Annotated in this window: 26 protein-coding genes and 1 pseudogene; all 27 read left to right on the forward strand. The window is 37.8% G+C overall.

Going from position 1 to position 25,082, the window contains the following annotated elements:
- The 27 genes and pseudogenes from MKY81_RS10750 to qoxA all read left to right on the forward strand — a co-directional run bounded on the left by MKY81_RS10750 (position 1) and on the right by qoxA (position 25,072).
- On the forward strand, positions 1 to 795 hold the full coding sequence (locus MKY81_RS10750; RefSeq protein WP_107921336.1) for a fumarylacetoacetate hydrolase family protein: 795 nt from the start codon (positions 1 to 3) through the stop codon (positions 793 to 795).
- Complete coding sequence (locus MKY81_RS10755) at positions 792 to 1,544, forward strand: fumarylacetoacetate hydrolase family protein (RefSeq protein WP_341117763.1); 753 nt, start codon at positions 792 to 794, stop codon at positions 1,542 to 1,544. The genes MKY81_RS10750 and MKY81_RS10755 overlap by 4 nt, the downstream gene beginning before the upstream one ends.
- The gene (locus MKY81_RS10760; protein ID WP_066235270.1) at positions 1,544 to 1,948 is read left to right on the forward strand and encodes a 5-carboxymethyl-2-hydroxymuconate Delta-isomerase; all 405 of its coding nucleotides are present in this window, start codon (positions 1,544 to 1,546) and stop codon (positions 1,946 to 1,948) included. The genes MKY81_RS10755 and MKY81_RS10760 overlap by 1 nt, the downstream gene beginning before the upstream one ends.
- A gap of 135 nt (positions 1,949 to 2,083) precedes the next feature.
- On the forward strand, positions 2,084 to 2,545 hold the full coding sequence (locus MKY81_RS10765) for a flavin reductase family protein (RefSeq protein WP_107920847.1): 462 nt from the start codon (positions 2,084 to 2,086) through the stop codon (positions 2,543 to 2,545).
- Positions 2,546 to 2,657: 112 nt separating this feature from the next.
- Complete coding sequence (locus MKY81_RS10770; protein ID WP_341117764.1) at positions 2,658 to 3,224, forward strand: hypothetical protein; 567 nt, start codon at positions 2,658 to 2,660, stop codon at positions 3,222 to 3,224.
- Between the two features lie 261 nt (positions 3,225 to 3,485).
- Positions 3,486 to 4,862: pseudogene (locus MKY81_RS10775) on the forward strand (peptide MFS transporter); the annotation flags it as partial.
- A gap of 483 nt (positions 4,863 to 5,345) precedes the next feature.
- Positions 5,346 to 6,659, forward strand: coding sequence for a phenylacetate--CoA ligase family protein (locus MKY81_RS10780; RefSeq protein WP_341117766.1), 1,314 nt, complete (start codon positions 5,346 to 5,348; stop codon positions 6,657 to 6,659).
- Positions 6,660 to 6,906: 247 nt separating this feature from the next.
- The gene (gene paaA / locus MKY81_RS10785) at positions 6,907 to 7,854 is read left to right on the forward strand and encodes a 1,2-phenylacetyl-CoA epoxidase subunit PaaA (protein ID WP_108071980.1); all 948 of its coding nucleotides are present in this window, start codon (positions 6,907 to 6,909) and stop codon (positions 7,852 to 7,854) included.
- A 29-nt stretch (positions 7,855 to 7,883) separates the two neighbouring features.
- The gene (gene paaB / locus MKY81_RS10790) at positions 7,884 to 8,258 is read left to right on the forward strand and encodes a 1,2-phenylacetyl-CoA epoxidase subunit PaaB (protein ID WP_341117767.1); all 375 of its coding nucleotides are present in this window, start codon (positions 7,884 to 7,886) and stop codon (positions 8,256 to 8,258) included.
- A complete protein-coding gene (gene paaC, locus MKY81_RS10795) occupies positions 8,200 to 9,042 on the forward strand; it encodes a 1,2-phenylacetyl-CoA epoxidase subunit PaaC (protein WP_445663929.1) in 843 nt (280 codons plus the stop codon). The genes paaB and paaC overlap by 59 nt, the downstream gene beginning before the upstream one ends.
- Before the next feature lie 14 nt (positions 9,043 to 9,056).
- Positions 9,057 to 9,560 (forward strand): 1,2-phenylacetyl-CoA epoxidase subunit PaaD, encoded by a 504-nt coding sequence (gene paaD / locus MKY81_RS10800; protein ID WP_425319830.1) that lies wholly within the window; start codon positions 9,057 to 9,059, stop codon positions 9,558 to 9,560.
- A gap of 49 nt (positions 9,561 to 9,609) precedes the next feature.
- Complete coding sequence (locus MKY81_RS10805; protein ID WP_066227596.1) at positions 9,610 to 9,903, forward strand: EthD family reductase; 294 nt, start codon at positions 9,610 to 9,612, stop codon at positions 9,901 to 9,903.
- Entirely contained in the window at positions 9,896 to 10,672 is a 777-nt protein-coding gene (locus tag MKY81_RS10810; RefSeq protein ID WP_066227598.1) for an enoyl-CoA hydratase-related protein, read from the forward strand. Before MKY81_RS10805 ends, MKY81_RS10810 begins: the two co-directional genes overlap by 8 nt.
- Before the next feature lie 10 nt (positions 10,673 to 10,682).
- Complete coding sequence (locus MKY81_RS10815) at positions 10,683 to 11,456, forward strand: enoyl-CoA hydratase-related protein (protein ID WP_066227600.1); 774 nt, start codon at positions 10,683 to 10,685, stop codon at positions 11,454 to 11,456.
- Positions 11,457 to 11,486: 30 nt separating this feature from the next.
- Positions 11,487 to 12,686 carry an acetyl-CoA C-acyltransferase gene (locus MKY81_RS10820; protein WP_341117769.1) on the forward strand — a complete coding sequence of 400 codons (1,200 nt, stop codon included), beginning with the start codon at positions 11,487 to 11,489 and terminating at the stop codon, positions 12,684 to 12,686.
- 64 nt (positions 12,687 to 12,750) lie between these two features.
- Positions 12,751 to 13,629 (forward strand): phenylacetic acid degradation operon negative regulatory protein PaaX, encoded by an 879-nt coding sequence (gene paaX / locus MKY81_RS10825; RefSeq protein WP_341117770.1) that lies wholly within the window; start codon positions 12,751 to 12,753, stop codon positions 13,627 to 13,629.
- Positions 13,630 to 13,645: 16 nt separating this feature from the next.
- The gene (locus MKY81_RS10830; protein WP_107958275.1) at positions 13,646 to 14,596 is read left to right on the forward strand and encodes an NAD(P)H-dependent flavin oxidoreductase; all 951 of its coding nucleotides are present in this window, start codon (positions 13,646 to 13,648) and stop codon (positions 14,594 to 14,596) included.
- A 69-nt stretch (positions 14,597 to 14,665) separates the two neighbouring features.
- Complete coding sequence (locus MKY81_RS10835; protein ID WP_341117771.1) at positions 14,666 to 15,673, forward strand: ABC transporter substrate-binding protein; 1,008 nt, start codon at positions 14,666 to 14,668, stop codon at positions 15,671 to 15,673.
- A gap of 14 nt (positions 15,674 to 15,687) precedes the next feature.
- Entirely contained in the window at positions 15,688 to 16,719 is a 1,032-nt protein-coding gene (locus MKY81_RS10840; RefSeq protein ID WP_066227616.1) for an ABC transporter permease, read from the forward strand.
- The gene (locus MKY81_RS10845) at positions 16,697 to 17,497 is read left to right on the forward strand and encodes an ABC transporter ATP-binding protein (RefSeq protein ID WP_108071937.1); all 801 of its coding nucleotides are present in this window, start codon (positions 16,697 to 16,699) and stop codon (positions 17,495 to 17,497) included. The genes MKY81_RS10840 and MKY81_RS10845 overlap by 23 nt, the downstream gene beginning before the upstream one ends.
- A gap of 22 nt (positions 17,498 to 17,519) precedes the next feature.
- Positions 17,520 to 17,927, forward strand: coding sequence for a thioesterase family protein (locus MKY81_RS10850; RefSeq protein WP_108071935.1), 408 nt, complete (start codon positions 17,520 to 17,522; stop codon positions 17,925 to 17,927).
- 28 nt (positions 17,928 to 17,955) lie between these two features.
- Entirely contained in the window at positions 17,956 to 19,065 is a 1,110-nt protein-coding gene (locus MKY81_RS10855) for a Leu/Phe/Val dehydrogenase (protein ID WP_341117773.1), read from the forward strand.
- A 39-nt stretch (positions 19,066 to 19,104) separates the two neighbouring features.
- Positions 19,105 to 20,172, forward strand: a complete 1,068-nt coding sequence (pdhA, locus tag MKY81_RS10860; RefSeq protein ID WP_066227631.1) for a pyruvate dehydrogenase (acetyl-transferring) E1 component subunit alpha — start codon at positions 19,105 to 19,107, stop codon at positions 20,170 to 20,172.
- Positions 20,169 to 21,167: an alpha-ketoacid dehydrogenase subunit beta gene (locus MKY81_RS10865; protein WP_107920839.1), complete on the forward strand. Its 999-nt coding sequence runs from the start codon at positions 20,169 to 20,171 to the stop codon at positions 21,165 to 21,167. The genes pdhA and MKY81_RS10865 overlap by 4 nt, the downstream gene beginning before the upstream one ends.
- A 28-nt stretch (positions 21,168 to 21,195) precedes the next feature.
- On the forward strand, positions 21,196 to 22,365 hold the full coding sequence (locus MKY81_RS10870) for a dihydrolipoamide acetyltransferase family protein (protein WP_341118769.1): 1,170 nt from the start codon (positions 21,196 to 21,198) through the stop codon (positions 22,363 to 22,365).
- Position 22,366: 1 nt separating this feature from the next.
- Positions 22,367 to 23,809, forward strand: a complete 1,443-nt coding sequence (locus tag MKY81_RS10875; protein WP_108071927.1) for a dihydrolipoyl dehydrogenase family protein — start codon at positions 22,367 to 22,369, stop codon at positions 23,807 to 23,809.
- Positions 23,810 to 24,133: 324 nt separating this feature from the next.
- The gene (qoxA, locus tag MKY81_RS10880; RefSeq protein WP_066233714.1) at positions 24,134 to 25,072 is read left to right on the forward strand and encodes a cytochrome aa3 quinol oxidase subunit II; all 939 of its coding nucleotides are present in this window, start codon (positions 24,134 to 24,136) and stop codon (positions 25,070 to 25,072) included.
- Positions 25,073 to 25,082 lie beyond the last annotated feature (10 nt).

Here is a 25,082-nt window from a genome sequence, read left to right on the forward strand (position 1 = left end):
TTGGAAACAAAAATTAAGTTTAAACTTCAAGGGAAATCAATACTAGAAGAAGCGAGCATCGATAAAAAAGGTAATCAAATCCTCTTTCAAGGTGCTAATTATAAGATGAATCAACTACCATGGGACGTCCCTATTTCCGGAACGATCTGTGGAACATTATTAAATTACAAAGGTGCACTTGAGGCAATGGGGGATAAATTGAATCAGGCACCCTATCAATCACCACCGAAAGCTCCGATTTTATATATTAAACCAGTAAATACGATGATTAGCTGTGACACTCCTATCCCAATTCCATCAGACATACAAGAATTGGAAGTAGGGGCAGCCTTAGGAATAGTGATAAGTCGACCTGCTACAAAGGTAAAAGAGAATCAAGCATTTAATTATATAGCTGGCTATACAATTGTAAACGACATTAGTATCCCGCATAAAAGTGTGTATCGACCGGCAATTAGCGAAAAAGCTCGAGATGGGTTTTGTCCAATCGGTCCTTGGATTGTAGAAAAAAGTGCACATATTAATCCCGACAATCTAACAATAAAAGTTTTTGTTAACGAAGTGCTGCGTCAAGAAAATACAACAGCCAATTTGATTCGCCCTGTATCGAAACTTTTACAAGATATTACGGAGTTTATGACGCTAAATCCCGGGGACACCGTATTAGTAGGAATTCCCGAAAATCCACCTAAAGTGAAAGCTGGAGATCGAATTAGAATAGAAATTGAACAGATCGGAAATTTGGAGAATACCGTAGTTCATGAGAAGAATGCAGCATTGGGGGTATCAATTTGAAAAGAGCCCGCATTGTCTATAAGGGAGCCGTTCATTGCGTTGTTGAACACGAGGGGAAAATTAAGCTACCAGATGGGCAGATCGTTTCAGAACATGAAGTTGAATGGCTGCCGCCAGTTACACCGAAAACGATTTTTGCCCTCGGCTTAAATTATGCAGACCATGCAACAGAACTAGATTTTAAGGCACCGAGTGAGCCGTTAGTATTTTTAAAGGGGATGAATACGCTACTTGGTCATCGAGGCCAGACGAAGCGTCCTGCAGATGCCACTTTTATGCATTATGAATGTGAGTTAGTAGTTGTCATTGGGAAAAAGGCACGACATGTAAAAAAAGACGAAGCCTATGAATATATTGAAGGATATACAATTGCTAATGATTATGCGATCCGCGATTATTTAGAAAACTATTATCGCCCCAATTTACGGGTTAAAAATCGTGATACGTGCACACCGATCGGACCGTGGGTCGTTGATGCAGCAGATATCGACAATCCAATGAATCTCACATTGCGAACCTATGTAAACGGCCAACTAACACAAGAGGGATCAACGAAAGATATGGTCTTTGACATTCCATTTCTAATTGAATATTTAAGTAGTTTTATGACGCTAAACGCAGGAGATATTATTTTAACGGGAACCCCTAAAGGCGCGGTTGATACAAAAGTAGGAGACGAAGTCATTACAGAGATTGAAGGAATTGGCCGTTTAGTTAATACGATTGTAAGTGATGTGGGGGGAGAATAATGCCGCATTTTATCATAGAATATACCGATAATATTAAAGAAGAGGCAAGAATACAAGAATTATTAAAAAAAATAAATGACGTACTCATTTCAAAAAATATATTCCCTGTTGGTGGGATTCGTTCAAGGGCGATTGAACTCCATAACTACTGTATTGCAGATGACAGTCATGATGATGCGTTTGTCCATGCAAGCTTGAAAATCGGTGCCGGACGGTCGGAAAAGGTAAAGCAAGCAACGTGTAACGAGATATTCAATGTTATGAAGGATCACTTTGCCCATTTATATCAACATCGTTATCTTGCATTATCACTTGAATTAAATGAATTTAGCGAGGCAGGAACTTATAAATTAAATAATATTCATACCAGATATAAGAAAGCAAATGCCTCCGATAACAAATAAAAGAAAATAACATTACATTTCTGTCCAGCTCCAGCGCCCTATCGACTAGAGGACTTCAGAAACAAGTCAAGGTCCCGTAAGTCCTCTAAGTCGATGAACAAGGCGCCCCGCGCATTTCTAATTAGGAGGGATTAAATGGATGATCGATTATTTCGAACGGTAATGGGGAAATTTGCTACAGGCGTTACGGTCATTACAACTTTAACGAATGATAAAGTCCATGGAATGACCGCTAATGCATTTATGTCAGTCTCACTTAACCCGAAATTAATTTTAATTTCTATTGGCAATCATGCAAATATGAAAAAATATATCGAAGAATCCGGTAAGTTCACCGTAAATATTTTGTCAAAGGAACAACAAGAAGAATCCCAATATTTCGCAGGTCAGCTGAATGAAAAAAGAGAAATACAGTTTCAATGGATAGCAGGGGTACCGATTCTTCCTCGTTCCATTGCAAATATTGTTTGTGATGTTTATGAAACTCATTTAGCAGGGGATCATACTCTATTTATCGGTGAGGTAAAGGACATTCATACTGAAGATGGCGACCCGTTAACCTTCTATAGAGGAAAATATGATTGTATAACTTCGTAATTTTTAAGACCCTTAGAGTGATTTCTCAAGGGTTTTTTTACGAGAAAAAATTGTATTAATCTGAATCTTAAATGTCTTATAAACGTATTACCTTTAAAAGGGGAGTGGTGAAATGTCAAAAAATAATAGAAAAATAAAATCCATATTATTTTTAAGTCTAATGATTATGATGTCAGCGTTTTTTATAGTTGCTTGCTCTAAGGCTGAAGCAGAAAACACAATAGCCGATACCGATACAAATAAAGAAGTAATTAATAAAGTACTTGAGCACCAATTTTCTGGTCCAGATGAGAAGTTTATCGACCTAATGTGGAATCCTAAATATAAAACTGTTGTCAATAACAAAGAGGAAAACAAGGAATTTGATAAATATGTAGCGGAGATATACGGACCATACTTTACAGAATCTGAGCTTGACTCCTTTATTGCTGCATTCGGTACTCAATACCCAACATATGCTCACGAAAATGGATATAAGTTAAATCTTAAGGGGGTCACGATTGAGCGAAGTGAGAAAAATAGCTATAGCTTCATAGCAAATGTCGGTTACCGGAAAAATGGAGATGAAGAAAAAGTTGCAAATGTAAAAGGAGTCATTATTTTTTCTACAAAAGAAAAAGGGAAAATTGGGAGATTCGAATACAGAGACGACAGTCTGCTGGATAAATTTAGGGAATAAGCAAATAAAAAAGATGATATCTTTTCCTTACGTTAAAAATAAATTAATATAGTAATTGTTGGATAAAGTTCCGTTTGTTCCTACTAGAAAATATATATGAAGTTATAAATTTCAAGGGTTTTATAAACATTGTTCTAAATAAAAACCCAATTTAGAAAGTTTATAATTTTGTTTTTTCTAAATATTTTATTGACGATTTAATTATTCTTAAATTATGATAATTATACTGAAATAATATTTAACCTACTAGGGGGAACAAGAATGGATGCAACAATGAACAAGCAACTGGAATCCAAACAATCAAAAAAGCACCCGCCTGGATTATACTTGTTATTTATGACAGAAATGTGGGAGCGTTTTAGTTATTATGGTATGAGAGCGATCCTAGTACTCTATTTAACTAAATCATTGGTTAATGGCGGATTAGGAATGAACGAAAGTACTGCACTTATGTTATATGGTTTCTTCACAGGAGCAGTTTACTTTACGCCATTAATTGGTGGCTGGTTGTCTGATAGATTTTTGGGACAAAGACTTGCTGTTACAATTGGTGGTATTATCATGGCGATTGGTAATATCGTTCTTTTTGCACATCAAAGTTATGCAGCTGTTTATACTGGACTAATCTTATTAATCATCGGTAACGGATTTTTTAAACCGAATATTTCTACGATTGTTGGTGAACTGTATGACCCGAAAGATAAGCGTCGTGATGCGGCATTTACGATTTTCTATATGGGAATCAACGTCGGCGCATTTTTCTCTCCGTTAATTATCGGGTTAATTACAGATAAATGGTTTGCTGTTCATGCACATGGTGCCATTGAATATGGTTATAAGTATGGTTTCCTTGCTTCAGCGATTGGGATGATTATTGGACAAATCCTATTTAACACATTAGGTAATCGTTTCTTAGGTGATATCGGTAAAAAACCGGTTGGGAAACCACAAGTTTCTACTAGTGGTGCCGTTGAAAAACAAAAGTTAACTAAAGTTGAAAAAAATAGAATGAAAGTCATCTTTATTTTAACAGTTCTTGTTATCTTTTTCTGGGCGGGATTCGAACAAGCTGGTGGAGCTTTAAGTATTTATACCGATAAGTTCGTTGATCGTACGATTTTCGGTTGGGAAATACCAACTTCTTGGTTCCAATCAGTTAACCCATTATTTATTGTATTATTAGCGCCACTTGTTTCATTGCTATGGGTAAAACTTTCAAATAGTAAACGCGGAGATATTCCTGTTCCGACGAAAATGGCCTTTGGGATGATGCTATTAGGAATTGGATATATCGTATTACTTTTTGCTATTATGCAAACAGGTAGTAATGAACACCATATTACGACAAAAGCAAATATTTTATTCATTGTATTTACGTATCTGTTCCATACAGTCGGTGAATTGTTCTTATCACCAGTAGGATTGTCATTTGTAAGTAAGTATGCACCAATTAAGTATGCATCTTTATTAATGGCTGTTTGGATGGCAAGCTCTTTCGTAGCTAATATTATTGCCGGACAACTAGGTTCCTTCACTGGAAAATTAGGATATTTTGAAGTCTTTTCTGTTATCGGAGTAGTAGTCATCGTTCTAGGACTTATCCTACTATCAATTTCCAGAAAACTTGTGAAAATGTTAGGCGATGATTCAACAAAAGAAAAAGTAGAAGATGAGAAAAATGAAGAAATCAATGACAGTGTATTAAGTACAAATTAATCATTGGTTGAATAAAGAAACAAAACGAGTATGAAATCACAAAGGTTTCATACTCATTTTGTTATTGATAGGTAACTGTTCTGCTCTATTAGGTTTTTGAAATATTTGGTTTTCCTTATTTAGTTTGTGCATCATGAAACAAAATTTGTGCCGCATGAACGATGATTAGTGGATCATACAAAATCATTTGTGGATCATAAACAACTTATCAAACATCAGAATTTCAGTTGTAAATCATATAAAGGGCATCCTTATTTTTTAACTCCAATAAAGCTGAATTTTCAGAAATAGATATTGACAATGTAATAGAGGCGCGTTATTCTGAAATTAATATGACGTAATTATGTATCTACGAAAAAATAACGTCATATAATTATTAGAAATGTAATCGTAAGGGGGGCAATTATGATTGAATCTGCAGATCGATCATTGATTCAACATCAGCAGCTTCATGATTTGAAAAATACGATTCATCGAGTCTATCAGAACGTTCCATTTTATCAACAACAATTTCTCAAATTACAACTTATTCCTCATGATATTCAGCAATTGGATGATATACGAAAGCTCCCATTTACAACGAAAAAAGATCTTCGAGATCATTATCCATTTGGTCTTTTTGCATCAAAGCAAAATGAATTAGTTAGGATTCACGCCTCTTCAGGAACAAGTGGCAAACCGACGGTAGTTGGTTACACAAAAAAAGATATCGAAAATTGGTCATCTATAGTAGCAAGAGCAATCTCAATTGCAGGCGGAAATACTGGTGATATTTTGCAAAATGCATATGGCTATGGATTATTTACAGGCGGCCTCGGTCTTCATTATGGAGGAGAAAAATTAGGTGTAACCGTTATACCGATATCCGGCGGCAACACGGAAAGACAAATTAATATTATTCAAGATTTTAAGCCGACCATTCTTTGTTCTACACCTTCTTATGCATTAAATATTGGCGAAAAAATGATAGAGCTTGGCCTTAATCCTCGGGATACATCATTAAGGATTGGCATTTTCGGAGCTGAACCATGGTCCGATGAAATGCGGAACAAGCTAGAAGATTTATTTGATATTAAAGCATGTGACATATATGGACTAAGCGAAGTCATTGGACCGGGTGTAGCGATAGAATGTTATGAAGGACAGAACGGACTACATATCGCAGAAGATCATTTTTTAGTTGAAGTAATCGATCCACAAACATTGCAGCCTGTTTCCAATGGGGAAGAAGGAGAATTGGTTTTTACAAGCTTAAAAAAGGAAGCGTTTCCAATTATCCGATACAGATCAGGAGACATCGCATCGATCACCACTGAAAAATGCATTTGTGGTCGAACAACAGCGAGAATGTCCCGCATCAAAGGACGAATTGATGACATGATCATAATACGAGGAATCAATGTGTTTCCTTCGGATATCGAACATCATCTCATTCAAATGAAAGATATCGCACCACATTATCAAGTACATCTTCTTAGAAAATCCTCACTAGACGAAATTGAACTTCACGTAGAAATAACCGAAGAACTTTTTCAACAAACATCACAGAATCTACAACACCCAAAAATAAAAACACTGCAAAAAGAAATTTACGAAAAAATGAAATCAAACTGTTTAATCTCAATGAAAATCACAATACACCCACCAAAAGCATTTCCAAGATCGGAGGGGAAGGCAGTCAGAATTATTGATCAAAGATACAACAAAGCTAAACAATAGCAAGATTTAAGCACAAAACAGCCAAGGAAATAATCTTTTAGAATTTAGCTTTTTTCCAGAACGCAGAGTGGATTGGAGCGGAAGGAGTTTGACTCCTGCGGGATATAGAGGAAAAGTCGAGACCCCACAGACGCGAAGCGTCGAGGAGGCTCGACTTCCTCCCCGCGGAAAGCAAACTCCTGCAGCGGAAAGGAACGGTCTATGTTATACCGGAACACAACGAACACCCTTACGAAAGGAGATAATTATGAACTTCGTTGATACCCATCAATTAACAGAAGAAGAGAAACATCAGCAATTTATGGAAAGAATCAATAACGGCGAGAAAATCGAAGCCAATGACTGGATGCCAGATGATTACCGCATGGTCCTAATTAAATTAATTTCCATGCATGGAATTAGCGAAATCATGGGTGCTTTACCCGAAAAAGAATGGGTCCCTAAAGCACCATCATTACGCAAAAAACTCGGCATTATGGCAAAAGTACAAGATGAAATGGGGCACGGGCAACTTCTCCTACGCGTCGTTGAAGACTTACTTGAGCCACTTGGTAAAACACGGGAAGATATCATGGATGATTTATTTACAGGAAAATTAAAGTTTCACAATGTTTTCCATATGGAAGCCCCAACATGGGCGGATGCTGGAATGATTGCCTGGCTTGTCGACGGTGCTGCGATCATGACACAAACGAATATGTTACAAGCTTCTTACGGCCCTTATGCACGCGCACTCCAAAGAATTTGTGCAGAAGAAGTTTTCCATGCACAACACGGTGAATCAATTATTATGGCACTAGCGGAAGGAACCGATATGCAGCGACAAATGCTGCAAGATTCCTTAAATCGCTGGTGGGATTCTCTTTTAATGTTCTTCGGACCAGCAACTGCACAAACAACCGGTTCATCAAAACAAGACTTAACGATTAAATACAAAATAAGAACGAAAACAAATGAACAATTACGCCAAGACTTTTTTACAAAATATGTACCAAGAGTACTTGCATTGGGTTTGAAGCTTCCAGACGAAACGATGCATTTTGATCAAGAGGCGGGAGAATGGATATACCGACAGCCTGATTGGAATGAATTTAAAAAAATTATTTCAAATAACGGTCCTAAATCGAAGTCAAGACTTCAGCTGCGTATAACAGCCTATGAAAATAACCGCTGGGTACGTGAAGCATTAGGATAAAGTAACTGGATCCAAAAGGAGTGGTCGTATTGGAAAAACAATCTAATTCCAATAATTTTTATGAAGTCTATGAGGTTTTCAGCCGACGAACGTTCAAATCTGATATGCAGCACCAATTTAGTTTGCTCGCACCAAATAAAGAAATAGCATTTGTCATGGCTCAGGAAAATTTTATGAGGCGGGAACCTGTCGTCGATATTTGGGTAGTGAAACGTTCTGATATCCGGAAATTACAGCCTGAAGAAAGGGCGTCTATTTCACGCTTAGATAATAAAGATTACCGCCTAACAAAAGGATACGGCTATTTGAAAAAGAAATGGCGCCAATATGAGCAACAAGTGTTAGATGAAAAGGAAATCATGTCATGGGGAGGGGTGCAGCGTGGAACAACAGATCGCAAATAAAGAATATAAAGAAGTGCTAATCGAATTATTGTATCAATTAGCAGATGATGATTTCATCCTAGCCTATCGTGGTTCAGAATGGCTCGGTTTAGCTCCCCATATTGAAGAAGATATTGCCTATGCATCGATAAATCAGGCTACGATGGGGCACGCCGTCATGTATTATGAACTACTGGAATCCCTCGGTGAAGGGGCTGCTGATGAACTAGCCCATGAGCGTAAAGCCGATTATCGAAAAAATGCTATTTTACTAGAAATGGCCAATGGTACGGGAACTTATTTAAATCAACCAAAATATGATTGGGCCTTTACCGTCGTCCGCCATTATTTCTATGATATTTATAAAAAATTAAAACTTGAATCGTTAAAACACTCTTCCTTTGAACCGTTAACACATGCTGCGATGAAAATGAAAATGGAACAATATTATCATATTATGCATTGGAAAGTTTGGTTTAATCAGTTGTGTTTGAGTAATGGGGAAGGAAAAACGAGAATGCGAGCGGCGATTCAAAAAGTATGGGATGAATTTGCGGGAGTACTATCCTACGGTCCAAATGGCAAATTAATGTCTGATTACGGATTGATTGAAGCGGAGCATATATTTAAAAAGCGCTGGGAAACAGAAATGAAGAAGGTTTTTGAAGATATTTCAATGCCATACCCCGGGGAACCACAAATGAAAAAAGGAAATGGAAGGGAAGGGTTCCATACCGAAGACCTGCAAGATGCATTAACAACACTAAGTGAAGTGTACGCCTTGGATCCGCAAGCAACTTGGTAAAAAGAAGGGTGGATATCTTGACATTAAAAAATGAATTACTTATACAAGTGGAAAAGTGCTTAGAAAATGTGAAAGATCCGGAAATCCCATCAGTAAGTGTTGTTGACCTAGGAATGATTGAAGAAATAAAAATTTTGGAATCAAATAAGGTTCATATTAAGGCACTCCCAACGTTTTTAGGATGTCCAGCATTGGAGATTATTCAAAAAAATATAACCGAAGCCGTTTTACAAATAAGAGAAGTAACCGCAGTTGAAGTGGAATTTATTTATCACCCGCCATGGACATCCGATCGGATATCAGAAGATGGAAAAGAAAGGCTAAAGCAATTTGGAATTGCACCACCACCAGTGTTTAACGAGGAAATACAGGAGTGGAAAGTCGAATGTCCATATTGCGGTTCCTACTATACGACAATGGAAAATTTATTCGGACCAACCGCTTGCCGCAGTATCCTTTACTGCAAAGCATGCAAAAACCCATTTGAAGCAATGAAACCAATATCTAATCTAATATAAATTCTAATAAAAGAATTATTTAAAAAAAGAAGATGAGAGGAGAAACGACATGTACAAAATGATCGCATTATTTAAAAAACCAGAGGATCCTGCAAGTTTTGATGAATATTATTTTAATACCCATATGCCTATAACGAATCAAATTCCGGGCCTAGAGAAGGTAGAAATTACAAAAATGTCGGGTTCAAGTCCATATTACCTCATGTGTGTCATGTACTATGCAAGCAAAGAAGCATTTAAAGAAGCATCTAAAACTCCTGAATCCAAGGCTTCCGGAAAAGATGTAATGGAATTTGCCGGTGATTTAGTTACATTCATGTTTGGTGAAGATGTGAATGGATAATTTGAAATTTATTCAGGTAGAAACGGATGAGAATATCGGGATCATCCAGCTCAATCGACCGGAAGTGTTAAATGCACTCAATCGAAAAATGGTGAATGAAATTGTTCGAACGATCGAGGATATGGATAGAGATGAAAAAGTTAAAGTGATCGTTCTATGCGGAAATGGCAAGGCATTTGCAGCTGGAGCAGACATAAATGAAATGGCACAGGATTCGGCAATTGATCTGGAATTATTAAACCAGTTTGCTGATTGGGACCTGCTTTTACAAGTGAAAAAACCAATGATCGGTGCTGTTCACGGATTTGCATTAGGTGGGGGCTTTGAACTTGCACTCGCTTGTGATCTCCTTTTTGCAGCAGAAGATGCTAAATTCGGATTTCCTGAAATTAATTTAGCTGTCATGCCAGGTGCAGGTGGGACACAAAGATTAACGAAGCTTATGGGGAAAACAAAAGCATTGGAATGGCTTTGGTCAGGTGAGATGATGACAGCTTCTGAAGCTGAACAACATGGAATCATTAATAAACGACTTCCAAAAGAACTTGTTATTGAAGAAACAATTAATTACGCAAAAAAATTAGCGGAAAAACCAGCGCTCTCTGTTCGATTCATTAAGGAGGCCGTGTATAAGGCAGTCGACGATTCTTTGCTCGAAGGAATGCAATATGAACGGAAAAACTTCTCACTATTATTTTCAACAGAAGATCAAAAAGAAGGCATGAAAGCATTTATGGAAAAAAGAAAGCCACAATTCAAAGGACGGTAGGGGTGAGGATATGTATGAAACCATTTTATATGAAGTAAAAAATCAAGTTGCGTGGATCACATTGAATCGACCGGATAAATTAAATGCATTTAATGAACAAATGAAAGTCGAAGTAAGAAACGCATTAAAAGATGCAGCAAAAGATCATGATATACGGAGCATCGTTATTACAGGTGCAGGTCGTGCCTTTTGTTCAGGTCAAGATCTTCAATCAGTGAAGGAAGATACCGATTATGGTGAACTTTTACGAAAATACTATAATCCGATGATTAGAGAAATGGCGTCGATTGAAAAGCCAATCATTGCAGCCATTAACGGAACAGCAGCAGGGGCAGGATTGAGCTTAGCACTTGCATGCGATTTTCGCTTGGCAACAGCTAATGCAAGCTTTATCGAAGCATTTATCCATGTTGGTTTAGTACCGGATTCCGGAAATATGTATTATCTACCTAGAATTGTGGGTCATGCCAAAGCATTAGAACTAGCAATATTAGGTGAAAAAATTTCAGCAGAAGAGGCAAAAAATATTGGCTTAATTACAAAAGTTGTTCCTCTTGAAGAATGGGAAACTACGATTACTCATTTTGCAGAAAAATTAGCGAAAATGCCTACAAAAGCGATTGGTTTAATAAAACGTTATATGAATCAAAGCTGGGATTCAAATTTGCAAGAAGTATTGGATAAAGAGGCATATGCCCAAAGAATCGTAGGTCAATCCTCTGACCATAAAGAAGGAATCAATGCTTTCCTAAATAAAAGAAAACCTAATTTCGAAGGTAAGTAGAGTGTTGTTTTCAGTAGGGAGTGTGACTAAATGAATAATGTTGTCATTATTGATGCGGTACGAACGCCAATAGGCAGATATAAAGGAGCCTTAAAAAATGTTCGTCCGGATGATTTAGGGGCTGCTGTTATTAGAGCACTATTAGAAAGAAATCCTAAACTCCCGGTAAACGAGATTGAAGAAGTTGTATTTGGTTGTGCAAATCAAGCCGGTGAGGACAATCGAAATGTTGCCCGGATGTCTGCATTACTAGCAGGATTACCAGTAGTGACGGCCGCAACAACGATTAATCGTTTGTGTGGATCCGGCTTAGATGCAGTCAATTATGCAGCAAGGGCAATTTCCGTAGGGGATGGTGATATTTTTATTGCCGGTGGAACGGAAAGCATGTCGAGAGCCCCTTTTGTCATGGCGAAACCGGAGTCAGAATTTCCACGAGGCAATATGGAATTGTTTGATACAACGATAGGCTGGCGTTTTGTAAATGACAAATTAAAGCAAATCTATGGGACAGATTCCATGCCAGAAACAGCAGAGAATGTAGCGAAAAAATATAACATTACGCGGGAGGAACAGGATCAATTTGCCTTATGCAGTCAATTAAAGGCAAAACAAGCGCTTGAACGCCAGCTATTTTCTGATGAGGTGATCTCCATTCCTACAGTCGATCGCAAAGGAAAGATCACAGAAGTCACGTTGGATGAGCATCCACGGCCAAATTCAAGCTATGAAGCGCTACAAAAATTAAAACCATTATTTGCCGATGGAACAGTTACAGCTGGAAATTCATCTGGAGTAAATGATGGGGCCTCTGCATTACTATTAATGAGTGAAACGAAAGCAAAGAAATTAGGGCTAACTCCGCTCGTTAAATATAAAGCAACAGCAGTAGCCGGGCTTGAACCTGCTGTGATGGGTCTTGGACCTATTTATGCGACTAGAAAATTGTTGTCTCGGGTTAATATGACGATAAAAGACATCGATCTAATAGAATTAAATGAAGCTTTTGCCTCACAATCTATTGAATGCATCAAACAGCTTGAAGTAAATCCCGAAGTGGTTAATGTGAATGGAGGGGCGATTGCTTTAGGGCATCCATTAGGTGCGAGTGGAGCAAGAATCTTAACGACTTTAATATACGAGATGAAAAGAAGAAATACGGAAATTGGTCTAGCTACGATGTGCATAGGGGTGGGCCAAGGAATTGCAACTATCGTGGAGAATGTATAAACAAAAGGAGTACTCTAATCAACAATGATTCGTCTCTTCCAAGAAAAGGTAGGTAAAAGCAGAAATGAATACAAGATCCATGATTTTTACAATTTACGGAGATTACATCCGACATTATGGAAGTGAAATTTGGATTGGCAGTTTAATAAAGTTATTGAAAGAGTTTGGCCATAATGAACAAGCGGTTCGAGCTGCCATTTCTCGAATGAATAAGCAAGGATGGGTGGAAGCAAGAAAAGAAAGCAATCGAAGCTATTATTACTTAACCCTACGTGGCATCGATCGAATGGAGGAGGCTGCGACCCGGATCTTTAAATTAAAGCAGGAGAAATGGGACGGGAAATGGACAATGCTAATTTATTCGATTCCTGAGGAGAAACGGGCAATTCGGGATGAACTAAGGAAAGAATTAGTTTGGAGCGGCTTCGGAAGCATTGCGAATAGTTGTTGGATATCACCTAATCGATTAATGAAACAAGTCAAAACGCTTGTAGAAAAATATGAGATTAGCGATTACGTACATATTTTTCTAACAGAATATCAAGGTCCCCATGAAAATATACGCTTAGTTCAAGATTGTTGGGATATTCCCGCAATCAATTCAAAGTACAAAAAGTTTATAGATATTTATCAAAAAAAATATGATCTAGCAAAAATAGGAATTCAAACTGGAAATATGACACCTGCAGATTGTTTTGTTGAGCGAACAAAACTCGTTCATGAATACCGGAAATTTCTATTTATTGATCCCGGATTACCGGAAGAACTCCTACCTGAAATATGGTTCGGAAACCAAGCGGCACAACTTTTTTCAGATTACTACAAGGAACTTGTCGTACCTGCGGGTGAGTTTTTTGAATTGGTTTTTAGTGAAGGAAACCATCTATATAAAAAGAATAAAAAATATGATATATTTCAGCATCCTTTACTAAACGAGGAATAGACAATGGAGGAAAAGCATGAATCATTTAACACAATTACTCGGCATAGAGCTTCCAATCATTCAAGGTGGGATGGGGAATATTAGCAATGCTAAATTATCCGCTGCAGTCTCTAATGCTGGTGGTTTAGGTACGATGGGGGTCGGAACGATGACTCCGGAAAAAGTAGAAAAGATGATTCTAGAAATAGTAGAGCTAACGAATAAACCTTTTGCGATCAATTTACCGATAAATGTGAATCCGCATATTAAAGAAATGGTTTCATTAATCATTAAACATAAAGTGCCAATTGTATCGTTATCAGCCGGAAATCCAGCACCATTGATTCCTATTTTTCATGATCACGATATAAAGGTAATGGTGGTCACAGGATCTGTAAAGCATGCAAAAAAAGCAGAAATGGCCGGGGCAGATATAATCGTTGCGGAAGGATTTGAAGCTGCAGGAATAAATTCTCCTTTTGAATCGACGACAATGACGCTCATTCCACAAATCGTGGATGCAGTAAAAATTCCCGTTGTTGCTGCAGGCGGAATTGCCGATGGGAGAGGATTGCTCGCCGCAATGGCTTTAGGTGCACAAGGAGTTCAAATGGGAACTAGATTTGTTGCGACAAAGGATGCACCTTTCTCACAAAATTATAAAAAGAAGATTTTGAATGCAAACGATCACCAAACAATCATTCTTGGTCGTTCGAAAGGCCAAGTTCGTAGAGTGTTAGATGGTGAGTATTCTTCAGCTCTCTTGAAAAACGAAGAAAATTATTCGCTTCCCGAATACATCGATGCTACAAGCGAGAAACATCATTTAATTGGTGCGATTGAAGGAAACGAGAAAGATGGATTTATGAATAGTGGACAAATTGCAGGGATGATTCACGATGAACCTACTGTTTGTCAGCTCTTTGAGCAGATGATGAGTGATTGTCGAAAAACGTTGAAAAACATTGAAAGTCGACTAAATATATAAGCAGGACATTTTCCTTATATGAAGAAATTATCAAAAGAGTATTGATTAAAATTAATGGGGGGAAATGGGATGAGAATAAGTTGGAAAAAAAGCGCAATCGTTTTGTTCAGTGCAATAATGCTGGCCTCGTGTGGATCTCAAAGTGAGAAGAAACCAGCAGGCGGGGAGGCAAGCAGTGGTGATTCAAAACCGGAAGAGAAAACATACAAAATTGGTGTCACTCAAATTGTTGAGCATCCTTCTCTAAATGCTGCATTCGATGGCTTTAAAAAAGCGATTGACGAATCAGGTTTGAAAGTGGAGTACGATAAACAAAATGCTCAAAATGACAATAGTGCAAACACAACCATTGCTAATAATTTAGTCAGTTCAAAAGTAGACCTCATCTTCGCAAACTCAACACCTAGTGCGCAAGCAGTTGCAAGTGCCACCAAAGACATTCCGATTATTTTTACTTCAGTGACAGATCCAGTCGGTGCCGAACTCGTTTCTTCAATGGAACAGCCCGGTGCAAATGTAACAGGAACAATTGATACCCATCCAGACGCTATTCCAAACACTTTAAAATTCATGAAGGAACAATTGAATATGAAAAAAGTAGGCATGGTTTTCAACTCGAGCGAACAAAATTCACGTGCCCAAGTAGATAATGTTAAAAAACTAGCAAAACACATTGGTTTAACTATTGTCGAAGCTTCTGCATCAACTTCAGCAGAGGTTAAACAAGCAACTGAATCACTTGTCGGAAAAGTTGATGGTTTATACATTATTTCTGATAACACAGTTGTTTCCGCGTTAGAATCAGTCGTATCAGTTGCCAACGATAATAAATTGCCGATGATGGCAGCAGAATTCGATTCTGTAGGAAGAGGTGCACTCGGTGCGTACGGATTCGAATACTCCGATATTGGATATGAAGCAGGGAAAATGGCCGTTCAAATTTTAAAAGGTGAAAAGAAACCTGCCGATTTACCGGTGCAACTACCACAAAATTTAAAATTAGTCATCAATAAGAAAACAGCGGAAACGATTGGCCTAGAAGTTAAGGAGGATTGGAAAGCAGAATTTAGTGAGTAATAGGAGATGATTCAATGTTTGCGACTATTTTTGGCTCTGTAGAGCAAGGAATCATCTATGCAATCATGGCACTTGGAGTATTTCTTTCATTCCGAGTGCTTGATTTTCCAGACCTTACAGTAGATGGAAGTTTCGTTACTGGAAGTTCGGTTGCTGCAACGATGATTGTTTTAGGCTATAATCCAATCTTGGCAACACTTGCGGCAATTGTTGCTGGTTTTATAGCTGGCTGTATTACTGGCGTTTTACATACGAAAGGGAAAATCAATCCACTACTATCTGGAATTTTAATGATGATTGCCCTCTACTCCATTAACTTACGTATTATGGGAACATCGTCTGATACATCTGTAGGTAGACCGAATATCCCGCTATTAAATTCAGAAACGTTATTAACGAAGTTTACTCATTTTTGGCAGCCTTTAGGAATTGATCAATGGTTGAATAAAATCATTGGATTCACAGGTGTTCAATACTTACCTTCTACATGGGGAATTGTCATTTTCATGTTCATCATTACATTAATCATCAAATGGATTACTGATCGATTTTTACAAACTGAAGTTGGTCTTGCCTTACGTGCTACAGGTGATAATCAAAAAATGATTCGCAGCCTTTCAGCGAATACGGATTCATTAATTATTTTAGGATTAGGAATTTCGAATGCATTGGTTGCGCTATCTGGTGCATTAATTGCACAATACGCAAAGTTTTCGGATATTAATTTAGGAATTGGGATGATTATTGTCGGTCTTGCCTCAGTTATTATCGGCGAAGCTATATTCGGTACAAAAACGATTGTTAGAACAACATTTGCGGTGATTGCAGGGGCCATTATTTACCGGGTGATTCTTGGTTTAGCACTTAGGATTAAATTTTTGGATACAGGTGATATGAAATTAATTACGGCAATTATCGTGACATTGGCATTAGTTTTTCCAAAAATACTTGAAAAGCAACGAGAAAAACGTCGTAAAGCAAAAAGGTATTCTGAATTAATTACGATAAAGAAAGGTGATGACATTGCTCCACCTCCAACAGATTAACAAGATTTTTAATGAGGGAACGTCAGATGAGAAAATTGCTTTGGATCAAATCAATTTAACATTAGAAAAAGGCGATTTTGTAACAGTAATTGGGAGCAATGGCGCCGGTAAATCTACATTGATGAATATGATTTCAGGCGTCCTGTCACCAGATGTTGGAAAGATACAAATTGAAAATAAAGATGTCACGAGATTGCCAGAGTTTAAACGTTCAAAATTTATCGGCAGAGTATTTCAAGATCCAATGGCCGGTACAGCACCATCGATGACGATTGAAGAAAATCTTGCAATGGCGTTTTCACGCAATAAATCCCGTGCATTAAGAAAAGGGGTGGATAAGAGTAGAAAAGAATTTTTTAAAGAATCGTTAAAAACACTACATTTAAATTTAGAAAACCGCTTAAATGCTAAAGTTGGTCTCCTTTCAGGTGGAGAGCGGCAGGCACTGTCATTGTTAATGGCTACTTTTACACAACCATCCATTTTATTATTAGATGAACATACAGCAGCACTTGACCCTTCACGTGCAAGACTAATTACCGATTTAACGAAGGAATTAGTGGAAAAAGATCAGTTAACGACGATTATGGTCACCCATAATATGCAGCAGGCACTTGATTTAGGAAATCGCCTAATTATGATGGATAAAGGACAAATCATTCTTGAAGTGAAGGAAGAGGAGAAGAAGAAACTAACTATTGATTTATTAATGAAAGAGTTTCAGAAAATCCGTGGTGAAACGATGTTGAGTGATAAAACACTTCTTTCCATAGACTAATCAAAGGGGAGGTGCTTTTGAATTGAAGGAAGGCATGGAAATCGGGCAAACGGCAACGATTGAATTCGAGGTAACACCGGATATGTTTGCTGGTTTTGAAGGGAAGGTAGTACATGAGGCATATTCTACTGTATCAATGGTTTATCATATGGAATGGGTTTCAAGGAAAATTATCCTTCCTTACTTAGAAGCACATGAAGAAGGAATGGGCGGGGCAGTCAGTATTAAACATATTGCCCCTACTACATCAAAAACGAGAGTAAAAGTAAAAGCGACGTTAATAGAATTAAAGAATAATATAGTCATCACAAGGACGGAAGCATGGAATGATCAAGGGTTAATTGGCCACGGAGAAGTAAAACAAGTCATTTTGCCAAAAGAAAAAATTACACAGATGATCAATAATTCAAAAAAAGTCTCAGAAGCGTAATATGAACTTCTAGAGAGGAGATTCGAGCATGGATTTTTTTCAAAAAATTTATAATCATGAACAAGTTGTTATTTGTAACGATCCCAGAACAGGATTGAAAGCAATTATTGCGATACATAATACTACACTTGGACCCGCAACAGGAGGCTGCCGCATGTATCCCTATCAAACATTTGAGCATGCGTTAAATGACGCACTTCGTCTTTCGAAAGGTATGACATATAAGTGTGTAGCTGCTGATGTAGATTTCGGTGGTGGCAAAACGGTCATTATCGGTGACCCTGTTAAAGATAAAACGCCGGAATTATTCAGGTCATTAGGTCAATACATTGATTCCTTAAATGGTCGTTATTACACAGGGACAGATATGGGGACAACACCAGAGGATTTTGTGCATGCGATGAAAGAAACAAACTGTATCGTCGGATTACCGGAGGAATATGGTGGGAGTGGCGATTCTTCCATACCAACAGCACAAGGCGTTATTTACGGAATAAGAGCTACAAATGAAACACTTTATGGTTCCAATGAAATTGGTGATAAAACCTATTCCATTCAAGGTTTAGGCAAGGTCGGCTTTAAAGTAGCAGAAACATTGCTTGCAGCCGGTGCCTCGCTTTATGTAACAGATATCAATTCAGAGGTAATTGATGCCCTTTTAAAACGTGCAAATGAGATCGGTAACAAAAATGTAAAAGTAGTGTCGGGAAATGATATTTATGCTGTAGAGGCAGATGCTTTTGTCCCATGTGCGCTTGGAGGAATTATTAACGACGAAACGATTGATTTACTAAAAGTTAAAGCCATTGTCGGATCAGCAAATAATCAGTTACTAGATGATCATCATGGAGATCTTCTTAAAAAGAAAAATATTTTGTATGCACCAGATTATATCGTTAATGCGGGTGGGCTTATTCAAGTATCAGATGAGCTTTACGGTCCAAATAAAAATAGAGTCATGAGAAAAACGAAAGCAATCTATAATTCTTTGCTAGAAATATACCGAAATGCCGAAAATAAAAATATTTCAACAATCGAATCAGCAAATCAATTTTGCGAGGAAAAAATTGAAATAAGAAAAAACAGAAACAGTTTCTTTTCGCATCATAAACGGCCAAAATGGGAAATACGGCATTAAGTTTGTATTTGGAAATGAGACGACAAGGAGGACGAATAAATGGAGCAATTTCAAATGATTCGTTATCTTGATGGAAATGGGAATCTATTAAACTTCGAAATTTCGAAAGCGCTTTCACTAGATTTTATTAAAGAATTATATGAAAGATTGACCCTTGTTCGCGCATTTGATCGAAAAGCAATTAGCCTTCAAAGGCAAGGAAGATTAGGCACATATGCCCCATTTGAGGGGCAGGAAGCCGCACAGGTCGGCAGTGCCCTCGCCTTACAACCGAATGACTGGCTTTTCCCCACTTATCGTGATCATGCAGCAAGCATTACCTTTGGCCATTCATTAAAAACGATCCTTCTATACTGGAATGGTAGAGTAGAAGGATGTGTCCCGCCGGAAGGGAAAAAGATTTTCCCACCTGCTGTTCCCATTGCAACCCAACTTCTTCATGCAACAGGGGCTGCAATGGCTGAAAAAAGAAAAGGAACGAACAATGCTGCCATTGTATATTTTGGAGACGGGGCAACATCTGAAGGAGATTTCCATGAAGGATTGAATTTTGCCAGCGTTTTTAAAGCACCTGTTGTCTTTTTTAATCAAAATAATCAATATGCAATTTCGGTTCCGATTGAAAAGCAAATGAATTCTGAAACGATTGCGCAAAAATCAGTAGCTTACAGTATCCCTGGTGTACGTCTTGACGGAAATGATATTTTTGCCGTTTATTTTGAAACGAAAAAAGCATTGGACCGCGCAAGACGTGGGGAAGGACCAACACTAATTGAAGCGGTGACATGGAGATATGGAGCACATACGACAGCAGACGATCCAACAAAATATCGGGATCAAAATAGTAGTGAAAAAAGGCGGGAAAACGGGGACCCAATCATACGATTAGAAAGATACATGAAAAATGAAGGAATTTGGGATGAGACTTGGAAGGAAGAAATCGTTTCTAAAGCGGGAAAAATAATTGAAAAAGCAATAGAAGAAATGGAGAGTTTTCCCGAACCAAACGTGGATGATCTATTTGCTCATGTATTTGCTGAGCCAACCTGGACGATAAAGGACCAAAGGGACCAATATTATGAATTTTTGCGAGGTGTGAATCAATGAGTGTCATTGCAGCAAAAACGCAAAAGTTGTCATTAGTGCAAGCTGTAACAGATGGTCTTCGAACAGTAATGAAAGATCAAGAGGAAGTCCTTATATTAGGGGAGGATGTTGGCAAAAATGGTGGCGTTTTTCGCGCAACGGAGGGGCTGCAACAAGAATTCGGAGAAGATCGAGTAATCGATACACCATTAAGTGAAGCGGGGATTGTCGGTACCGCAATTGGCCTTGCCATTAACGGTTTTCTTCCAGTAGTAGAGATGCAGTTTTTAGGCTTTATTTATCCAGCATTTGAACAAATCATGAGCCATGCAACAAGAATCAGAATGAGAACGATGGGTCGTTTTCACGTACCAATGGTCATTCGTGCCCCATATGGTGCCGGAGTAAAGGCACCTGAAATACATTCCGACAGTGTAGAGGCAATATTTACACATATGCCAGGAATAAAGGTCGTTTGTCCATCCAATCCTTATGATGCAAAAGGATTATTAATAGCAAGTATAGAAGATCCTGATCCTGTTTTATTTTTAGAACCGATGCGTTCCTACCGTGCATTTAAAGATGAAGTCCCTACTGAAAGATACACAGTTGACATTGGGAAAGCAAATCGTTTAAAAGAAGGGGAAGATGTTACCGTTATTGCATGGGGAGCTATGATTCCGTTAGCCATGAAGGCGGCTGAAAAAGTAAAAGAACAAAATATCCATTGTGAAGTCATTGATTTACGAACATTATATCCGCTCGATCGCGAAACCATATCAGAATCTGTGCAAAATACAGGAAGAGCCGTAATTGTTCACGAGGCACATGCGACAAGTGGATTGGGAGCAGACATTCTCTCATTAATTCAAGACACTTCGTTTTTATATTTGAAGGCACCAATTCAACGTGTAACCGGATTTGATGTGCCTGTTCCATTTTATACTTTAGAAAAACATTATCTACCTGATGAAAATAGAATTATTGAAGGGATTAAAAAGGCAATTAACTTTTAAAAGTTTATAAGGAAAGTAGGTGACAGAATTGGTAGAGGTCAAACTTCATGATATCGGGGAAGGGATGACGGAAGGGGAAATCGTATCGTACTTGGTTAAAGTAGGAGACCCGGTACAAAGTGATCAACCTTTAGTGGAAGTCCAAACGGATAAAATGACGGCAGAGCTTCCTTCACCGACTACAGGAATAGTAAAGGAAATTCTCGTAAACGAAGGGACACTTGTTCCAGTCGGTACAACAATATTAATTATCGAATCAGGCCAAACGAAACATGTTCAGCAAGAAGTTACTGTATCAAGTAATAGGAACAAAGTAGAAAAAACAAACCGAATGATTTTAGCTGCACCATATACTAGAAAAATAGCTCGTGAGTTAGGGATTGATATCGAAAAGATTAACGGGACCGGGCCTGCAGGCAGAATTACAGATAAGGATGTATATAACTATGGAAAAAAAGCTGTAGAACCGATAGCGGCTCCAATTAAAGAAGTAATAAAAAATGCAGTTGAGAGCGATGAAATACCATTTAAAGGGCGAAGAAAACAAATCGCTTCTCTTATGAGTAAATCCCTATTTACCATTCCACATGTTACCCATTTTGAAGAGGTGGATATGACCAACCTCCTCGATTGCAAACAACAATGTAAGGAAGATGGAATAAATATATCAGTTGCAGCTTTCTTTATAAAAGCCATTCAACTCACATTGATGAAGTATCCAATTTTTAATTCTGTATTAGACGAAGATCACGGGGTGATCAGGCTTAAGAAAGAGTATAACATTGGTGTCGCAGTTGATGCGGAGGATGGCTTGATTGTTCCTGTCATTCGAAATGTGGAACAAAAAACTGTGAAAACGATCCAGGATGAAATGAAAATTGCGATTGAAAAAGCACAAAACAACACACTAACAAAAGCCGATATTTCAAACGGAACATTTACAATTAGCAATGTCGGTCCATTAGGCGGAATCGGTGCAACACCGATAATTAATTATCCGCAAACAGCATTAATTTCCTTTCATAAAACAAAAAAGAAGCCAGTTGTCATAAATGATGAAATAGTTATTCGCAGCATGATGAATCTATCAATGTCCTTTGATCATCGTGTGGCAGACGGGGCAACCGCTGTTCGTTTTACAAATGAATTTGTTCAATTAATAGAGAATCCAACAAGAATGTTATTGGAGATGACGTAGGATGGTCGTAGGGGAAATTGCACAAGAAAAAGAAATAGTGGTCATTGGCGGTGGGCCAGGCGGGTACACTGCGGCGATTCGTGCTGCACAATTAGGGAAAGATGTTCTATTAATTGAACAGAAAAAACTTGGCGGAATTTGTTTGCATGAAGGATGCATCCCATCGAAAGCATTTGTACACACAGCCAAACAGGCGAATGCTTGGGAGCACCTTACCGAAATAGGCTATAAATTCGAAATGAAAAAATTTGATTTTGCAACATTCCTTGCCTATAAGGAAAAATTAATTTCCCAACTAAGAATGGGGATCGAATCGCTTTGTAAGGCGAATAAGATTGAAGTCATGTATGGAAGTGCGTCATTTATTTCAGCTAATAAAATTGGAATAGAAAATGGCCATCATTATGAAGTTGTTAATTTTGAACAGGCCATTATTGCTACGGGTACAAAAGCGGGAAGTCATAAAGTGAGTGCTAACTATCAGTTGAATTCCAGGGAGTTATTTCAAGTGGACACGATCCCGGAACAATTACTGTTAGTTGGTTCGGACTATATTATTTTAGAAGCAGCGTTTGCTTATAGTTTACTAGGGACGAAGGTTAGTATTATTTTAGAAGAAAATAATGATTTTTCATTTGATCAAGACATTCTTAAAGAACTAAAGAGACAATTGAAAAAAAGAAAAATATCATTATATCCTAATGCGAAATCTCTTCACTTTTCGGAAAATGAGTTTGGAGTAGACTGTACGTTTACAAATCATAAAGATGAAACAGTGATGATTCATTCGAATGCTATTTATATTGAAGAGGAGGCTAAAGGGAATACGAATGAACTCGGATTGGAAAGAATGGGTTTAGCGATCGATAATAACGGTTTTATTGTTTGTGACCGTATTGGGAAAACGAATATGGATCATATATTCGCAATTGGAGATGTGTCAGGGGGCCCATTTCTTGCTGCTAAAGCAATCAAACAAGGAAAAGCAGTCGCCGAAATCATTGCTGGAGGAAAAAGTGAAATCGATTTAACATGGATGCCTGAGGTTGTACACTCTGTACCTCCAATTGCATATGCAGGATTTTCCGAGGAACAGGCAAAGGCAGCTGGTTATCCAGTAAAAATAGGCCGTTATCAACTTTCCGGCAGCGGATTTGCCATGCTATCAGGAAATCGGGATGGATTGGCAAAAGTTGTCATTGATGAAGAAACGAATAGAATACTAGGTACGCACATCATTGGTGAGGGTGCTATTGAACTAATTTCAACGGCTGTTATTGGTGGGGAAATGGTGGCAAGGGATGAAGACTTCCTATTTCCAACTTACCCGCATCCAAGTATGAATGAGGCGATTCTTGAAGCAATGGAGGATACATTAGGTTTATCCATCCATCAAGCACCAAAACGAATGGGAAGAAAAGAAAAAGTTGTTAGAAATTCGTAAATAGTTGATTGGACTAGGACTGAACTGCAATTTAGTCACTAGTCTTTTTTTGTTTTTCCGCTTAAATTCCTCTCTGTTTAAAGCATTTTCCACATAGAAACCAACATTACCAGATGAATTCTAATTTCAAGTTGTCAACAAAATATCCGAGAAATTTTTATGACGTATTTATGAATTTAAATTGTCGAGATTGTGAAGATGTGCACAAAAGGATAAAATTGCAGTACAATTTATCAGAACAAATTTAAAAAAATAAATGATGATATTTTCTTTTACTTGTGAAAGATTATACATACTTCGTAGATTGGGAAGGAGAGAGAAAGTGTGAAAAAGAAACATATCCCATGGAAAATAACAGTATTGATGCTCCTATCATCAATATTTCTTTTGAGTGGCTGTGACACTAGTAAAATAGCAGTCTTAAATCCACAAGGCCCTGTTGCACAAAAGCAATATGATTTAATCGTATATTCATTTTGGTTAATGATGATTATTTTAGTTGTTGTTTTGGGATTATTTATTTTTATGATATTCAAATATCGTGAAAAACGCTTAGCGGCGGATTATATCCCACCTGATCAACATGGTAATAAATGGCTTGAAATTATTTGGACGGCAATTCCAATTGTCATCATTATAGCTGTTGCCATTCCTACTATTAAAGCAAACTATGCGTTAGAAGATATACCAAAAGGCTATGAGGATAAGAAGCCAATTACGATTAATGTGACTTCTGCAGATTGGAAATGGATTTTTAGTTATCCAGAACAAGGGATTGAAACAGTGAACTATGTGAATATTCCTAAAGGTACTCCAGTTAAATTCCAATTAACATCTGCAGGAACGATGGCATCATTTTGGATACCTGAATTAGGCGGTCAAAAATATACGATGCCCAATCATTCAATGGAACTAATATTACTTGCAGATAAACCGGGATCCTATTTAGGAAGAAATGCTAATTTTAATGGTGAAGGTTTTGCCCATATGGATTTCGAAGTTCTTTCCCAAACGCAGGAAGATTTCGATAAATGGGTGAAAGACGTAAAGAAAACAGCACCAAAATTAACAAAAGCTGATTATAACAAGATATTAAAACCTGGTGTAGTTGGACGAATGACTTATACAGGTACACATTTACCATGGGTGAAAGCACCACATCAACATGGTGTGATGAAGAAACAAGAAACCAATCAAAAACAACATAAAATGGATGGTATGGACATGGATATGAACATGGACATGTCAGAACATCAACACTAAAAAGATTGGA

The organism is Heyndrickxia sp. FSL W8-0423 (genome assembly GCF_038009395.1).
Lineage (GTDB): Bacteria > Bacillota > Bacilli > Bacillales > Bacillaceae_C > Heyndrickxia > Heyndrickxia sporothermodurans.

Bases quoted from the DNA above. Each gene is read 5' to 3' on its own strand.
- MKY81_RS10840 (WP_066227616.1), top strand. From the start codon at position 15,688: ATGTTTGCGACTATTTTTGGCTCTGTAGAGCAAGGAATCATCTATGCA.
- MKY81_RS10815 (WP_066227600.1), top strand. From the start codon at position 10,683: ATGTATGAAACCATTTTATATGAAGTAAAAAATCAAGTTGCGTGGATC.
- MKY81_RS10765 (WP_107920847.1), top strand. From the start codon at position 2,084: ATGGATGATCGATTATTTCGAACGGTAATGGGGAAATTTGCTACAGGC.
- MKY81_RS10770 (WP_341117764.1), top strand. From the start codon at position 2,658: ATGTCAAAAAATAATAGAAAAATAAAATCCATATTATTTTTAAGTCTA.
- MKY81_RS10835 (WP_341117771.1), top strand. From the start codon at position 14,666: ATGAGAATAAGTTGGAAAAAAAGCGCAATCGTTTTGTTCAGTGCAATA.
- MKY81_RS10805 (WP_066227596.1), top strand. From the start codon at position 9,610: ATGTACAAAATGATCGCATTATTTAAAAAACCAGAGGATCCTGCAAGT.
- MKY81_RS10875 (WP_108071927.1), top strand. From the start codon at position 22,367: ATGGTCGTAGGGGAAATTGCACAAGAAAAAGAAATAGTGGTCATTGGC.
- MKY81_RS10865 (WP_107920839.1), top strand. From the start codon at position 20,169: ATGAGTGTCATTGCAGCAAAAACGCAAAAGTTGTCATTAGTGCAAGCT.
- MKY81_RS10780 (WP_341117766.1), top strand. From the start codon at position 5,346: ATGATTGAATCTGCAGATCGATCATTGATTCAACATCAGCAGCTTCAT.
- pdhA (WP_066227631.1), top strand. From the start codon at position 19,105: ATGGAGCAATTTCAAATGATTCGTTATCTTGATGGAAATGGGAATCTA.
- MKY81_RS10760 (WP_066235270.1), top strand. From the start codon at position 1,544: ATGCCGCATTTTATCATAGAATATACCGATAATATTAAAGAAGAGGCA.
- paaA (WP_108071980.1), top strand. From the start codon at position 6,907: ATGAACTTCGTTGATACCCATCAATTAACAGAAGAAGAGAAACATCAG.
- MKY81_RS10855 (WP_341117773.1), top strand. From the start codon at position 17,956: ATGGATTTTTTTCAAAAAATTTATAATCATGAACAAGTTGTTATTTGT.
- MKY81_RS10820 (WP_341117769.1), top strand. From the start codon at position 11,487: ATGAATAATGTTGTCATTATTGATGCGGTACGAACGCCAATAGGCAGA.
- paaC (WP_445663929.1), top strand. From the start codon at position 8,200: ATGAAAAGGAAATCATGTCATGGGGAGGGGTGCAGCGTGGAACAACAG.
- MKY81_RS10810 (WP_066227598.1), top strand. From the start codon at position 9,896: ATGGATAATTTGAAATTTATTCAGGTAGAAACGGATGAGAATATCGGG.
- MKY81_RS10830 (WP_107958275.1), top strand. From the start codon at position 13,646: ATGAATCATTTAACACAATTACTCGGCATAGAGCTTCCAATCATTCAA.
- paaX (WP_341117770.1), top strand. From the start codon at position 12,751: ATGAATACAAGATCCATGATTTTTACAATTTACGGAGATTACATCCGA.